We start from the raw sequence: 15,647 nt of genomic DNA, 5'->3' as shown, positions 1-15,647 counted from the left end.
TCTCTTTTGCTATTTTACTTTAAATTGGCTTATTTCGGCTTGTAAGTCATTCGACATTGTCTGGAGAACATTTGCTGCACTTGCAATTTCCTCGTTAGAAGCCGTTTGCTGCTCTATAGAGAGCGCGATATGCTGTATACCTGAAGATGTGCTATTTGCAATACCAACAATTTCTTTCGTTGCATAATCTGTTTGGCTGGCCTTCTCATTTACACGCAATACTATATCCGTAACTTCCTTGGTACGATGGCTAATTTGTTGTAAATATTCTACAATATTTTTAAAGGCACCGCCTGTTTGTTCAACAGCCTCTCGCCCTTCCTCCACAAATTGTGTACCACTATTAATAGCATAAACTGCGCTTGATGTTTGGCTTAAAATATCATCTACTAATGTTCTAATATTGTCAGCAGCTTTCCCAGATTCCTCAGCTAGTTTTCTTACTTCATCGGCGACAACCGCAAATCCTTTTCCTGCTTCTCCTGCACGTGCTGCCTCAATGGAAGCATTCAATGCAAGCAAATTTGTTTGATCCGTAATGCTTGTAATGAGTGCTACAATTGTACTAATTTCCTTCGATTTTTCCCCTAATGCATTGACAACTTCTGTTGATTGGTGAACAGATTCATTAATAGTATTCATTTTTCCAATCGTTTGTTCAATTAACTGTAATCCTAAATCAGCCTTTTGATTCGTTTCATTCGCTATATCTGCAACTGCCTGTACTGCGGATGAAGCATGTTCCATATCTTTAGAAATTAAGTTAGCAGAGTCGGATAATAAATCCATTTGCTCCAATTGACCTTCCGCACTAGCAGCAATTTCACGAATCGCAACAGAAATGGTTTCAACTGTGTTACTACTTTGCTCTGTAATTGTCGTAAATTCATTTGTATATGCAGAGACATCCGTAGATGCTTTATTCGCCTTTTCAATAACTGAGCCAATTTGCTCTAACATATGATTAAATTCAGTCGATAACTGACCAATTTCATCTTTCAATTTATCATCAATACGTACTGTTAAATCGCCATCCGCAGCTTGCGTCATTGCTTTTAACACGCGCTTTACACGCTTTAAGACGATATATCTTGTACATAAAGAAATAATTACCGTCCCAATAAATAGTGAAATAAAAGTATTGATGGCAACACCCGCGCTACCATTTAACTCCACTACCTTTTCGATTTGTTGGCTGACGAACTCAGAAATATGTGAGCTAATAAATAAACTGATACCAATAGCTAGTATCATCTTGAAAATCAAACTTTTCCAAAATTTTATTTTACGTGAAACAAGTTCCTCTTTATCCATTGTTTTTCCCCATTCCTATAAATTCTTCCTATATTCTAAAATAAATACAGTATTGGTACAATGGATAGGTACTGAAATTCCACAGATATATAATTAGACTTATATAAAAGCTCGCTCACACAGTGATTTAGAAACAAAAATTTCACAAACAATATGTTGAGTGATTAAAATGTTGGCTTATAAAACGATCGGTTATCCAGAGGGAATAGTCGCTCTGTAAATTCACCAGGTGCCGTTTTACCTAATGCTCTAGTCAGCATATTCATCTTAGCATCGATGTTATCAATATAATGTAAAATTTCTGCTTCTTGAACCATCGGCTTTTTCGGGCTACCCCACTCTTCCTTACCGTGGTGAGATAATACCATATGCTGTAAAAGCATCACTTCTTCACCTTCGATTTCTAGTTCACTAGCAATCTTAGCAATTTCATTCACCATAATCGTAATATGTCCTAATAGGTTGCCCTCCACTGTATACGTCGTAGCAACTGGTCCAGACAGCTCCACAACTTTTCCAATATCGTGCAAAATAATACCTGCATATAACAGGTCTCGATTAAGAGTTGGATATAAATCAGCAATGGCCTTACCTAGTTTTAACATAGACACCATATGATCTAATAAGCCAGAAGCATAATCATGATGATTTTTAGTAGCCGCTGGAAAAACTAATATGGCGTCTTGATGTTTTTTAATAGCTGCTCTCGTAATACGTGAAATATTTGGATTTTTAATATCAAAGAAAAATTGATTCAACTCTTCAAATAGTTGTTCCTTTGGTGTTGCAGAGGAGGGTACTAAATCATGAATGGCAATTCCTTCTTCTGGCTTTGCCACACGAATGGCTTTGATGCGCAATTGATTTTTCCCTCTGTAGTCGTGAATTTCTCCACCGACACGTACAATGGCTTCAGCATGATACATCTTTTCATGATCTTCATTTGTATCCCAAAGCTTAGCCTCAATATCTCCACTTTTATCTTGTAATATTAGCGACATAAATGGCTTCCCAACAGTGGTAACTCCTTTTGTCGCTTGTTTAATTAATAAATATTGATCAACCGATTCTCCAACCTGGAGCGTTGTAATTCCTTTCATGTTGACGCCACTCCCCTTTCATTTGCTAGTGCCCCTACATCAATAATTTGCTCTTTCGGCCAATGTTTGAGCATTTCGTCATGGCAAGTAAAATATAAAATTTGACGTTCATATCCTACTTCTTTCATTAATTGTACCATTTTGTCTGTACGGTTTCGATCAAAATGGACAAACGGATCATCCATAATAATCGGGAATGGCGCTGAGGTCATCAACGTTTGCGCAAGTGCCATACGTAATGCAATGTAGGCTTGCTCCTTAGTCGCCTGCGATAATTCGACCATTTGATAACGGAGTCCCGCCACATCTTTCGCAATAAAGTAACCCTCTTCATGAATCGTAAGTTGATCGTAGCGCCCTCCTGTAAGTAATTGGAATATCCCATTCACCTTCGATAAAACATGTGGCAATTTTTCTTCCCGAAGACGAAATAATGTTTCATGAATAGCAGTCGCCACCGCTTTTTTCGTTGCCCAATGCTCAATCAGCTGCTGTAACTCCGACTTTTCCTGTTCAAACTGTTGAAGCATTTGGCCATATTTTTCGTCATTTAATAACTGTTCTTTTTCAATTTGCAAGGCAGCACGATGCTCAAGACATCGGTCTATTTCCACTTGCAAAGAAGTTTGCTCCTGCTCTAAAACACGCATATTCTCTATAACAGAGTCCTCTATTAACTCATCGTGTTTAGATAAATTCAACGAGGCTAATTGAGCCTGAACCGTTTGAAGCTCTGTCGTAATTTTCCTCTGCTGCTCAAATTGCTCATATCTCTCATAATAAGCTCTCTCGTTTTGCACCTGCGCTTCGTTCAATAGCTTTGTCATATCAGCGGTATAACAATCTATTCGTGTTTGTCCATTTTGTAGTTTAATCTTGATGTCAGCTAGCTGAGCTTGTGCTTGCTGTACTTGCTGTTGCTGTTGCTGCGCTTCCAGGTAGGCTGTGCGCAAATACATATATATTTCATGTTCATTATAAATTTCATTTAGTACTTGTTGAAGCTGTTCATAAAGACTGTTCTTTTCATCCTGAATTTCTTGTAAAAGGATAATTGAGCCGTCCCTTTTTACCGCCAATTCTTGCACATTTCGTATGCGCATAAATAATTCTGGCATTAACGTTCTAGCTATCGTACCTTGTAATCGATAGCGTTCTAAAAATTGCTGCAATGACTGCGTAGTTTCTTCACTCTCTGTCTCTGCTTGCTGAATTTTATATTCCAATTGGGCATACTGCTGCTCCTTATCACTTTGCTGCTCATTGACATGTAACCAGCGATTTTCCAAGCTTTGTTGTTTTAGGAGTATAGTTTGTACAGTCATTTCATCTTGCTCTAATTGTCGTAAGAGGTGACTATTTTCTTTATTGGGCGTCTCAGTCGCTTGTCTAACAAACTTTATCAACAATACTGTTATGATTGTCAAAACTACACCAATAATGGCTACTGCCATATTTTTTTGCATAACCCCATAAACAAATGACAATAAACCAATCAATAAAATCATCCAAGAAAAATAATTAGGCTGCCTTTGTTTAGTCCGTTGCGATTTGGCAGCACGCAATTGCTCTAGCCTCCGCTTTTGTTGAGGCCACTGTGCTAAAATATGTTCTTCTTCCTTTGTTAATGACTCCTGCTTTAGCCTTTGCTTTTGTTGCGTTATGGCGTCTAATTCTTGATGGACTTGCTCTAGCGAACGTAAATGAAACTTTAGCTCATCCTCCGCTGCTTCCAGCTTTTTTAATTGCTGTTGAAATTGCTGTTCCTGCTGTAAGGATACTGTTTCTCCAAGAAGAATGTTCTGTGCCTCTTTTTCTTGCACACCCAATAAACGAAACTGCGTATCAATTTCTTGCTCGAGCATAAAGAGATCATCTCGTAAGTTTTTCTCCTTCACGATCAACTGATGCCATGTTGCCTCTTTTTGCATGAGAAGGCCCATTTCATTTATGGTTTGCTCATTCACAGTAGCTAGCACTTTGTCCTGTAGCAATTGATATTGTTCTTTTAATTGCAGCAAATGCTGACTTTCGTGTAAAAGACGGTCCTTTACTTGTTCATATCGTCTTACACCTTCTGATGGAAATTGAACATGCTGATCATTCCCTAATGCTTGCTGCAACATCTGTTGTTGCTTGATAAGAGGCAAGGCCTGCTTTTGAACCGTTAAATATTGCCATTGTTGTTGTTGCTTTTTTTGAGTGGCATAAAGTTTCTCTAGGTTTTGCTCAAGGAGTTGCAATTGTTGTAATTTATCCTCAAATGTTTGAATCTTACCTTGCTCGAGTCTAATCGTTCGCTCCAGTTGCTTTAACTGCTCAATTTTTTGATTAATTACTGGAACTTTACCTGTCTTCTTAAATAACTCGTTCGCCTCTTTGTCCATTTTTTTCTCAAGAGCAGACAGATGCTGAATACCTGTTGTGCCAGAGGAGAGGAGAAGATGTGTTAGTTCCTCCTCTGACATTTTTTCAATACCTTGAAGCTCATGCAATGAAAAGGAAAAAATGGATTCAAAGGATGCTCTAGAATAGCCATATAAAAGCTTAGCTAACAGCTCCTCCTGTCCCGTTGTACCATCTTCAAGATAAACAGTAACATCACCTGCAGCCTTGCCCTTCACACGCTCAATAATGCATGAGCCATAAATAGGGTGTAATAGTGTCAGTTGACCACCAAACTTCGTCGATGCTTTTGGTTCATATTTGCGCTGTGTCTGCTGCCTTGTTGGAAAGCCAAAGAGCATCTGTAAAACAAATTGCTGAATCGTTGTTTTTCCTGCCTCATTTAATCCATAAAAAATTGTAACGCCTTCATTTAAGGGAATCGTCAGGTTTTCGTGCTTACCAAAGCCATAAATTTGTAGTTTTTTGATTGTTAGCATGTGCATCACGCCCTTTGAATTTCTTCCGCCAATAGTGACTGTGCGTTGTGCGTTAGATTCTTTATATCCTTTTCAGATAAAGGCTCGATCAGCCTAGCGCCACCAGCATACTGGTATAAGTCTTTTAGTATATCCTTCCAGTCATTACTATCCCATTGCTCCATTAAACTTACGACTGATTGCGTGGCAGCAGAATATTCACCATGAATCGAAGGTTTTTGTAACACCATTTTTTGTACCCAACACATTGGCTCAATCCCCTCTTCTGCCTCTCGAATGGTCTCCAGCCACGCGTCCACCGTCGCATGCTCAAACAAGGCCTCTGTCTGCTCATCAATATTTTTTAAATAAAGTTCCACTACCGCCGCTCCCAATGAAGTACGATTGACAGCAATTGCTTCTTCGCATCTTTTAAGTAATTCATTAGCATGTACGATATTCGTACAATCCACCTCTATCGTGTTATAAACAATGGCGGAGGTAGGCATAAAATCAAGTTCACATGTTGTTTGAGATAAAGTTACATCATAGAAACCTTTTATTCCTTGTTCTTTACGATGACGACTTTGAATATTGCCTGGATAAACTATAGGGGGGTTTTCATGTAAGAGCTGTCGTTTATGAATATGTCCCAACGCCCAATAATGGTAGTTCTTTTCAAGCAGCTGCTGTTTTGTAAATGGAGCATATAAAGCATGTGAAGTATCGCTAGCCTCACTGCCATGCAACATGCCAATATGAATTGCATGAGAATCTTGAGCGATTGGATAAGTATCAACAACCGACTCCTTTAAGTGGCGTTCACTATAGCTGAAGCCATATATACAGACTTGCTGACCACGGATTTTCAAATGGACAACACTTGTCTCAGCCGGTAATTCATAAACATTGCTTGGTAAAGAAAAACGTGTCCAAGTTCCTTTTAAATGATCATGGTTCCCATAGCTAATAATTACAGGAATATTGTGCTGAAAAAGTTTCTCCATTGCCTCTTGAAATTTTCTTTGAGCTTGTAAACTGCGATTTTCACCATCGTAAATATCTCCGACAATTAATAAAAAGTCGGGCTGCTCCTGAATCGCCTTTTGAATAATTTTATCAAAAGCATCAAACGTACTTGATCGAATTTCTTTCAAAATGTGTTCAGGTAAGCCAAATAAGCCCTTAAATGGACTATCTAAATGTAAATCTGCCATATGGAAAAAACGAATTGCTGACATCCAATCACCCCAACTATAGATAATTCCCACCTCAGTTAGTTACTACAAACTATCAACCAAGGCAGTCATATGATTACAAAACCGAATATTTGTTCTATTTTATCATACTTCCCTATTTATGAAAAATGGTAATGCTTAAAAAAAAGTGCCGACTTACTTTTTCCACAATTTTCGTAATTTATCAAATAGTTTACTAGTTTTACCGTGAAGTTTATAAATCTTCTATGTATAATAGATATATATTTCAATAAAAGGGTGGGGTTTGTATGGAGAATTATCGTTTCACAGCTTTCGAAAAAACAGGGGAAACATTGTTTGATGAAACATGGACTTTTGAAAATGATGAGGCTGCTAAATTAAATGGCCAACAACAAATAGAAGAAAAAGGTGTTGCCAACAAAACTCATCGTCTTGTAAACGCTTCAGGTAAATTAATTTTATTCCATGTTTAATAATTGAGAAAAGGCACGTAGGATATCTACATGCCTTTTCTTATTTTTATTTCCCTACAAAGACAGGTGTTCTTTTCTCTACAAAGGCATGAATTCCTTCTAAATGATCTGTCGTTTTACGCATAGTTGATTGACCTTCCGCTTCCATTGCAAGGATATTTTCGAGCTGTGGTAAATTTTGAGCGTGTAAAATATTTTTTGTCGTAATCATAGAAGAAATAGGTGAGGCAAGCATTTTACCAACTAGCTGATCTGCCATTGCAAATACAGTGCCGGCTGGTGCTATATAGTCAATTAATCCTGCATCTAATGCTTCTTGTGCTGTAAGGACCTTACCTTCCCAAATCATTTGTTTCGCTTTCACAGTCCCGACACGTTCCTTCATAAAGAAGTGACCACCTCCATCCGGAATCAGCCCTATCCCTATGAAATTCATAGCTAGCTTACTATTTTCACATGCCACAACAATATCTGCCCCTAGTGTTAAACTAAAGCCAAGACCTGCCGATGCACCATGAACTGCCGCAATGACAATCATAGGTAGCTGATAATAGGCCTTAACGATGCGTGTAAGATATACCATCGCTTCATCAATATTTAGAGGCTTATTTGAATCAAGCATCGCCTTAATATCGCCTCCAGCAGAAAAGACCTTCCCTTCTCCACGAATAACAAGTACTTGTATATCTTTTTCCTGTTGCAAAGCCTCAAAGCATTCAGCGAGTTCTCGCATCATAACGTCATCCATCGCATTCATCGCCTGAGGACGGTTCAATGTTAACGTTGCACGGCGATCTAACATTTCTAAAGTAATCGTTGAAAATTCCATCTCCATTACCCCCAAATATGAATAGTCATTCACTATTACTATTCGTGTTTTTTTAGAAAACTCCTTCTCCGCTAAACAAATTCGCTTTTGCTTATGCTATATTAAAGGACGAATATTGTTATAAAGGTGGTTACACATTTTGACACAAAAAGACTATCGTATATTACTTTATTATAAATATGTTACGATTGAAGACCCTATAGCATTTGCTGAAGAACATTTAGCATTATGTCAAGAACTCGGACTTCTTGGCCGTATTTTAGTTGGTTATGAAGGAATTAACGGAACTGTTTCGGGGACTATTGAACAAACAGACGCTTACATGAATCATATGAAGGTAGATCCTCGATTTAGCGATATCATGTGGAAAATTGACGAAGCTGATGGGCATGCTTTCAAAAAAATGCACGTTCGCCCTCGCCGCGAGATCGTTCACTTAGGTTTAGAAAATGATATTAATCCATTAGAAATAACAGGAGAATATTTATCTCCAAAGGAATTTATGGAACAAATGCAAGAAGAGAATACAATCATTATCGATGCACGGAATGACTATGAATTCGACCTTGGTCATTTTAGAGGCGCTATTCGACCAGATATTGAAAATTTCCGTGACTTACCAGAATGGATGGAAACACATAAAGAAGAATTTGCTGATAAAAAGATTTTAACTTACTGTACAGGTGGAATTCGTTGTGAAAAATTTTCTGGTTGGTTAAAACGTGAGGGCTATGGAAAAAGTGTTGGTCAATTACATGGTGGAATTGCCACATACGCGAAAGATCCTGAAGTAAAAGGTCAACTCTGGGATGGTCAAATGTTCGTTTTTGATCGTCGTCGCAGTGTACCAATCAATCAAGTGGAGCATGTCGTTATCGGAAAAGATTATTTCACAGGTGAGCCTTCCGAACGTTATACGAACTGTGCAAATCCCGAATGCCATAAATTAATGCTATGTGAAGAAAAGCATGAAGACTTTTATATGCGTAGCTGTTCTGATGAGTGCCGTCGTGCCAAACGTAACTTCTTCGTTGAGGAGCATGGCTGGACGGTAAATCAAATCGAAGAGCAAATCGCTAAAATTGCAAATGCCCAAAACGCAAATTCATAATAGACATCACTCCATTACTTGGCGGCAAAAAGAGCATCGTTTATGACGATGCTCTTTTTGCACTAAACTTCTGCTAAAAAACGTCCTACCTGAATACCACTAAATAAACAGCCACCAACAAACGTGCCTTCTAAAGCGCGGTAGCCATGAACACCACCGCCTCCGAAGCCACTTACTTCCCCAGCAGCAAATAATCCTTGAATAGGCTGACCATCTATCCCTAACACTGCCCCATTTAAGTTTGTTTGTAAGCCACCTAAGGTTTTTCTTGTTAAAATATTTAATCGTACCGCAATTAATGGCCAATTTTTAGTATCTAAAATTTTATGTGGCTTAGCAACACGTACAAGCTTATCCCCAATATAATTTCTGGCACCGTGAATGGCGTTCACCTGTAAATCTTTTGTAAACTTATTATCCATTTCTCGATCCCTTGCTAAAATTTGCTCTTTAATTTTCATGAAATCGAGTAAATTATTGCCTGCTAGTTTATTCATTCCATCTACTAGTTCTCTTAAATCATTTGCAATCACAAAATCCTCACCATGGTTTTTAAAGGCTTGGATTGGAGCAGGTGGTCCGGGCATGATCCTTTTTAAAACATCTCCAATGCTTTTGTTTGTTAAATCCGGATTTTGTTCCGAGCCAGATAGAGCAAATTCTTTTTCAATAATTTTTTCTGTTAAAATAAACCAGGAATAGTCATAGCCTGTTTTTTGAATGGTTTCTAGTGTACTGAGTGTATCGAATCCAGGGAAATTAGGTGCATGAAATCGGTTACCTTCTGCATCAAACCATAAGGAAGAGGGACCTGGCAAAATTCGTATTCCATGATTAGGCCAAATCGGATCCCAATTTTTTAATCCTTCTGTGTAATGCCACATACGATCACGATTCACAATACGTCCCCCTGCATGCTCTGTAATTTCTAGCATTCTCCCATCTACATATGCAGGGACACCACATACCATATTTTTAGGAGGGGTCCCTAATCGTTCAGGCCAATTTTTTCTCACTAAATCGAAATTCGCCCCGATACCCCCACTTGCCACAATAACGGCTGCAGCCGCATAAGAAAATTCTCCGACTCCTAATCTTGAGCTTTTTTCCCCTCGACTGATAAAGGTTTCTGCTAGTACTGTTCCACTTATCCCCATAATCTTTCCGTCTTGCTGAATAAATTCATCCACACGATGTCGTGGTTTAAAATCAATATAGCCATCTTTTATTGCCTGTTTGACTTTATCCACAAATGGCTTAACAATGCCTGGACCTGTTCCCCATACAATATGAAACCTCGGCACTGAATTTCCATGTCCACCAGCAAGAGAACCACCCCGTTCTGCCCAGCCAACAACAGGAAAAAATTTAATCCCCTTCGACTTCAACCAATCATATTTTTCACCAGCAGCAAAATCGACATAGGCCCTCGCCCATTTATATGCCCAGGAATCCTCATCTTCTAAACGATCAAAGCCTGCTGTCCCTAACCAGTCCTGCCATGCCAGCTCCTTACTATCCTTAATGCCGAGTCTTCTTTGTTCAGGAGAATTTACTAAAAATATGCCACCAAAGGACCAAAATGCCTGTCCCCCTAATGAATTTTCAGGCTCTTGATCTACTAAAAGTATTTTTTTCTTTGCATCGACTAACTCGCAGGCTGCCACTAAGCCTGCCAGTCCGGCACCAACTATTGCAACATCGTATTTCATTACTACACCCCCAAATCAATCATCCTTAATTTAAATTCTTCTCTCATAGTCTATTTACCTTCTAAAAATCAAAGTTTTGTCTAAAATGTGACAAGGCAAAATGTTCGTTTTCTTTCATGAAACAAACTAGTTCTAACTTAGAACAATTAATTAATTCCATTTAATTGCCATATAATATTTTTGCTATAAGCTTCATGGAACCTTGATACAATCAGTCTTTTTAAATAACGTTAACGCTTTCATTGTACACCCCTAAAAGACGAACATTATCAAGCTTAAATGCACAAAATATTCGTGTATTGGTATTTTTCAGACTTTTGAAGTCAATTTTTTTTTAGTTTTTTAGAAATATCATTGACAAAGGTGAACAATAGGGATTATGATGTTAACAAATTTAATCATAAAAAATATAACGACGGAGACACACTAGTCGAAAGAAAATCCAAAGAGAGCTGATGGTTGGTGTAAATCAGTGATTTCTACGATAATAGTTCCACTCCTGAATAGTTAAGCTGAACCATCTAAGTAAGCTTATCCGTCTCATGCACGTTACGCATATTGCTAAGACTGCAAGAATAGGTTTTTCTAGCAGTGATTAAGGGTGGTACCGCGAACCAATGTTTATACAGCCTTTCGCCCCTTACAACACAATAACTGTGTTTGTAAGGCGTGAAAGGCTTTTTATATTGCTTTCGATTCGGAAAGGAGATTGTTTGCATGTTGTAAGATGTTAGAATTTTACAAATTTCAGACCGTCGTCAATAAGACCACAATTTACATTTATTAAAAAGGAGCTAATTATAATGATTACTGCCACAAAAACAATTAACGTATTTATTGCTGACCCACTAAGTGAGGATGGGATTTTCCCATTACGCCAGGAACAAGATTTAGATTTAAACATTATCGTAGACACTGGCCTAGCACCAGAAGAATTAATCGCTAAAATTGCAGATGTAGACGTGTTACTTGTTCGTTCACAAACTACTGTGACACGTGAAGTAATTGAAGCGGCAAAAAGCTTAAAATTAATTGGTCGTGCTGGTGTAGGTGTCGATAATATTGACCTTGCTGCTGCCACTGAGCATGGTATTATCGTTGTCAATGCTCCAGATGGTAACACAAACTCAGCTGCTGAGCATACAATCGCCATGATGACATCACTTGCACGTCACATTCCACAAGCTTTTAATACATTAAAAAATGGGAAATGGGACCGTAAATCTTATGTTGGAGTAGAGCTAAAAAACAAAACATTAGGTGTCGTAGGCTTTGGCCGAATCGGTGTTGAAGTAGCTTACCGTGCAAAAGGTCAACGTATGAATGTTATGGCATATGATCCTTTCCTAACTGATGAGCGTGCAAAAGAATTAGGTGTCACAAAGGCGACAGTGGAAGAAATTTGTGAAGCAGCAGATTTCATTACTGTACACACACCACTTCTTCCTGAAACACGTAATCTCATTAATAAAGAAAAGTTTGCAATGATGAAAGATGGCGTACGTATCATTAACTGTGCACGTGGCGGTATCATTAATGAGGACGATTTGTATGATGCAATCGTAGCTGATAAAGTAGCAGGTGCTGCACTGGATGTATTCGTATCTGAACCAGCGACAGACCATAAGCTTCTTACTTTACCTCAAGTAATCGCAACACCTCACTTAGGTGCATCTACGATTGAAGCACAAGAATCTGTAGCTGTTGATGTATCAAATGACATCATTAAATTTTATAAGACAGGTACTGTAACAAATCCAGTGAATATGCCATCTATTCCGAAAGAACTTCTTGCACAAGTCGAGCCTTTCTTTGAATTAGCGGAAAAACTTGGTTCATTCTTATCACAAGTAACAACAGAGCCTGTAAAAGAAATCAACTTATCTTATGCTGGGGATGTAGCAAACTATGATGTCCGTCCATTAACTTCTAATGCATTAAAAGGTTTATTAGCTAAAAACCACGGCAATCATGTGAATGATGTCAATGCTCGCTATCTATCTGAGCGTATTGGTATGAAAATTATTGAGCATAAAACGACAACAGCTAAAGGCTTTACAAGCTTAATTACGATTGAAATTATTACTGCAAATGAAACACATACCGTAGCTGGTACATTATTAAATGGCTTAGGTGCACGTATCGTCAAAGTAGAAGACTATGTTGTAGATGTTATTCCACAAGGACATCTACTATATATTAAAAACACTGACAAACCAGGTGCAATAGGTCGTGTAGCCACTAAACTTGCAGAAAAAGATATCAATATCGCAACTATGCAAGTTGGTCGTGCCCAAGTTGGTGGAACAGCAGTTATGATGTTAACGATAGATAATGTTGTAACAGATGAGGATTTAGCATTTGTTGCACAGCTTGAAAATATCGATGAAGTAAAAGCTATTAATTTATAATAAGGAAAATGAAAAGCAGGGAGTTTTTACTCTCTGCTTTTTTGATTACTCTTTAAAGGGGAAGCTAGTGATCGTGATATTGGTGATAGCTTTTCTATTCATACGCTTGGCATAAAATATAAAATTTTTCCAATCAAAAAAATGTACTGCATCCATGAAGGAGCAGTACATTTCTCTAAAGTTTTTCCACTAGTTGTAATAAGTCTGTCAAGGAGACTATCTCATAGGTAGGTGTCACAGCTCCATTGGCTATATTATTTTCGCGATTAATCCATACGTTTCGCATCCCAACGCGAGAAGAGCCTAGAATATCAGTATTAAGATTATCGCCAACCATAATCGCCTCATCTGCTGTAATGCCTACTCTCTCCATTACATGCTCAAAAATAGAAGCGTCAGGCTTACCTTTTCCAAAGTCTCCTGAGATAATAATATGATCAAAGTATGGAGCAATTTCTGGCGTAATTTCCAGCTTTAAATTTTGCAAACTAGGTGCGCCATTGGTAAGTAAAACAAGCTGGTACTTCCCTTTTAATTCGTCTAACACAGTAAATGTATCTTCGTATAAAAATGGTGAGGCTTTGCGCTCAGCTACAAAACGTTCTCCTAGTTCTGTTCCGAAGTTTGCATCCTCTATACCAAGAGCAGCTAAACCTTTTGTCCATGCTGAAGCACGATAGCTCGGAACAAGCCCCTTCATTGTTTGAAAAGATTCAGTCGGGTCATCAAAAGTTCCCCATAGTCCTTCGAAAGGATTAATACCAATTAATACTGTATAGTCGTATGTTACATAACCTTCGTATAACGCACGAGCCTCTCGACGAACCGCTTCCTCTAGCTCAGCAGAATTCACATTATGTATCGTAGCAGCATAGTCGCACGTTTTTTCAAAAGCAGTTTTTACTGATTTTTTATCCCATAGTAGTGTATCATCTAAATCAAAAATAATAGTGTTTATCGACATTTTGTCCGTCCGCTCCTAGGTTCTGATTAATACTATTATTTTAGCATATTTTCAAAATATTTAGGATAACAAATTATGTCCAATTCCTCTCAAATTCCACCCATCTACAAGACATTACTGATTCAAAAATAAAAACAAGCTGTGGATAACTTCCTCACAGCTTGTCACCTTTTATTGATGTTTATGACGTAAACGGTCCATTAAATTCTGGATATCGGCTCTTTTTCGTTCCGTTTCTTCCCTTAAAATTTCAATATGGTACATGCCGTCGATTTCTTCTATCTGTACACGATCCCCAACAAGCACGGTCTTATTCATAGCTGACTGTAAAATAATGATTTGTTCTTCTTCCTCAGGATACTTTAAAAAAACAGCATAACCGTCTTCAATACGATCTAAAGTATATTTAGTCGAGCTCACTAACAAGTTCCCCTTTCTCATTCCGTAATTGCGCAGCATCTCCACCGTTTAGCCATATCTGTTTAGTGGTCCATTTTAAATAATTATCCCCTTCACGAGCATTAGCCCCGCTAGTAATATAAATGATCTTACCAGGCTGTAGTGATAAATTAGGAAAATTAAAAACTTGATTTCCTTCTAGAGAAATAAGCTGCCAATCGTTTAACGAAACAGCTTGTTGACCATTATTTTTAATGCCTACAATTTCTGTCACTAAATCTTTGCTGACGATCTCAACAGCTGAGGAAGGTAAAACAGTGGATGGAGTTTTTGGAGTTACAGCTCTGGAAGCCTCCTTTCCATTCACTGTGTAGTTTACCCCATCTGTTGCCACCATAATCGTTCCTAAGTCAGCAGTAGCATAGATGTTACTGCCAATTGCTTGCAATCGATCCACTACTTCTGCATGTGGATGTCCATATTTATTATCTTCACCATAGCTTAATATAGTGACTTCTGGCTTCACTGCATGAATGAATTCTTCTGAACTACTTGTATTAGAACCATGGTGTCCTGCCTTCAGAATAGTGGCTGTCACATCATTTTGCATCATTTCTTTTTCTAATGATATGCCAGCATCCCCCGTTAATAAAAAGGATACGTTGCCATAAACAACTTTTAAAACAATCGAAGCATCATTATTATCTGTTGCATGTTCATTTGCATTTAAAACCTTCACCTGTACATCCTTATCAAATTCAATAAGGTCCCCTGTTTTCGGTACATAATAAGGTATGTTTTTTTCATCAATCGCCATCAGCATTTCTTCAAAGGTTTGAGAGGTATGTACTTTGCCCGAATCATAAAATTGCTCAATAGGGATTGCCTGTAACACTGGAATGAGCCCACCTATATGGTCAGCATCGGGATGTGTTGCCACTACCTGATCAAGTTTATTCACACCAAGTTCCTTTAAATAAGAAACTACCTGCTGTCCTGCACCTTTCACGCCACCGTCTATAAGCATTGTTTTCCCATTAGGCGATTCAATTAATATGGAATCCCCTTGTCCCACATCAATAAAATGAACTCGCATCTCATGGCCAGCCGATACAGGCACTTGCTCTGTCTTAACTGCTTCTGTACAGCCTGCTAATAAAAAAATACAAAGGAGTACTACTATTAATTTTTTCATGTTACTAACTTCCTTTCTATCTTTCTATTATACAAAAAAGAGAGCTTACCATGGG

The 15,647-nt window shown here is 38.1% G+C and carries 12 protein-coding genes and 1 other annotated feature; of the genes, 3 read left to right on the top strand and 9 right to left on the bottom strand.

The features are described 5' to 3' along the window. Positions 1 to 9: 9 nt before the first annotated feature. The 4 genes from B3D94_RS22845 to B3D94_RS22830 form a co-directional block, all read right to left on the bottom strand. Complete coding sequence (locus B3D94_RS22845) at positions 10 to 1,314, bottom strand: methyl-accepting chemotaxis protein (protein WP_193833052.1); 1,305 nt, start codon at positions 1,312 to 1,314, stop codon at positions 10 to 12. A 164-nt stretch (positions 1,315 to 1,478) separates the two neighbouring features. Continuing rightward, positions 1,479 to 2,414: a 3'-5' exoribonuclease YhaM gene (yhaM, locus tag B3D94_RS22840; RefSeq protein ID WP_025117259.1), complete on the bottom strand. Its 936-nt coding sequence runs from the start codon at positions 2,412 to 2,414 to the stop codon at positions 1,479 to 1,481. Then, positions 2,411 to 5,299, bottom strand: coding sequence for an ATP-binding protein (locus B3D94_RS22835; protein WP_291761133.1), 2,889 nt, complete (start codon positions 5,297 to 5,299; stop codon positions 2,411 to 2,413). The genes yhaM and B3D94_RS22835 overlap by 4 nt, the downstream gene beginning before the upstream one ends. A gap of 5 nt (positions 5,300 to 5,304) precedes the next feature. Further along, positions 5,305 to 6,519: a metallophosphoesterase family protein gene (locus B3D94_RS22830; protein WP_069482608.1), complete on the bottom strand. Its 1,215-nt coding sequence runs from the start codon at positions 6,517 to 6,519 to the stop codon at positions 5,305 to 5,307. A gap of 266 nt (positions 6,520 to 6,785) precedes the next feature. Between B3D94_RS22830 and B3D94_RS22825 the strand changes: the two genes are divergently transcribed. Then, complete coding sequence (locus tag B3D94_RS22825) at positions 6,786 to 6,971, top strand: YhzD family protein (RefSeq protein WP_008173354.1); 186 nt, start codon at positions 6,786 to 6,788, stop codon at positions 6,969 to 6,971. A gap of 46 nt (positions 6,972 to 7,017) precedes the next feature. Here the strand turns inward: B3D94_RS22825 and B3D94_RS22820 are convergent, their stop codons facing one another. Then, complete coding sequence (locus B3D94_RS22820) at positions 7,018 to 7,800, bottom strand: enoyl-CoA hydratase (RefSeq protein WP_069482609.1); 783 nt, start codon at positions 7,798 to 7,800, stop codon at positions 7,018 to 7,020. A 139-nt stretch (positions 7,801 to 7,939) separates the two neighbouring features. Between B3D94_RS22820 and B3D94_RS22815 the strand changes: the two genes are divergently transcribed. After that, entirely contained in the window at positions 7,940 to 8,911 is a 972-nt protein-coding gene (locus B3D94_RS22815) for a rhodanese-related sulfurtransferase (RefSeq protein ID WP_291761129.1), read from the top strand. Positions 8,912 to 8,973: 62 nt separating this feature from the next. On the opposite strand, the gene B3D94_RS22810 is transcribed toward B3D94_RS22815, so the two are convergent. Continuing rightward, entirely contained in the window at positions 8,974 to 10,623 is a 1,650-nt protein-coding gene (locus B3D94_RS22810) for an FAD-binding dehydrogenase (RefSeq protein ID WP_291761126.1), read from the bottom strand. Between the two features lie 403 nt (positions 10,624 to 11,026). After that, positions 11,027 to 11,267 (top strand) — a binding site (T-box leader). Positions 11,268 to 11,426: 159 nt separating this feature from the next. Between B3D94_RS22810 and serA the strand changes: the two genes are divergently transcribed. Next, positions 11,427 to 13,034, top strand: a complete 1,608-nt coding sequence (gene serA, locus B3D94_RS22805; RefSeq protein ID WP_069482612.1) for a phosphoglycerate dehydrogenase — start codon at positions 11,427 to 11,429, stop codon at positions 13,032 to 13,034. Positions 13,035 to 13,209: 175 nt separating this feature from the next. Here serA and B3D94_RS22800 read toward each other — a convergent pair whose 3' ends face one another. From B3D94_RS22800 to B3D94_RS22790, 3 genes are all read right to left on the bottom strand, one after another. Further along, positions 13,210 to 13,998 carry an HAD family hydrolase gene (locus tag B3D94_RS22800; protein ID WP_069482613.1) on the bottom strand — a complete coding sequence of 263 codons (789 nt, stop codon included), beginning with the start codon at positions 13,996 to 13,998 and terminating at the stop codon, positions 13,210 to 13,212. Between the two features lie 171 nt (positions 13,999 to 14,169). After that, entirely contained in the window at positions 14,170 to 14,418 is a 249-nt protein-coding gene (locus B3D94_RS22795; RefSeq protein ID WP_291761122.1) for a DUF3006 domain-containing protein, read from the bottom strand. Continuing rightward, positions 14,405 to 15,592: an MBL fold metallo-hydrolase gene (locus tag B3D94_RS22790; protein ID WP_069482615.1), complete on the bottom strand. Its 1,188-nt coding sequence runs from the start codon at positions 15,590 to 15,592 to the stop codon at positions 14,405 to 14,407. Before B3D94_RS22790 ends, B3D94_RS22795 begins: the two co-directional genes overlap by 14 nt. Positions 15,593 to 15,647: the final 55 nt, after the last annotated feature.

It is taken from the genome of Lysinibacillus sp. UBA5990 (assembly GCF_002429815.1).
Lineage (GTDB): Bacteria > Bacillota > Bacilli > Bacillales_A > Planococcaceae > Lysinibacillus > Lysinibacillus fusiformis.
Note: the sequence above shows the minus strand (reverse complement) of the source record. Positions and strands in the feature narration are given on the sequence as shown.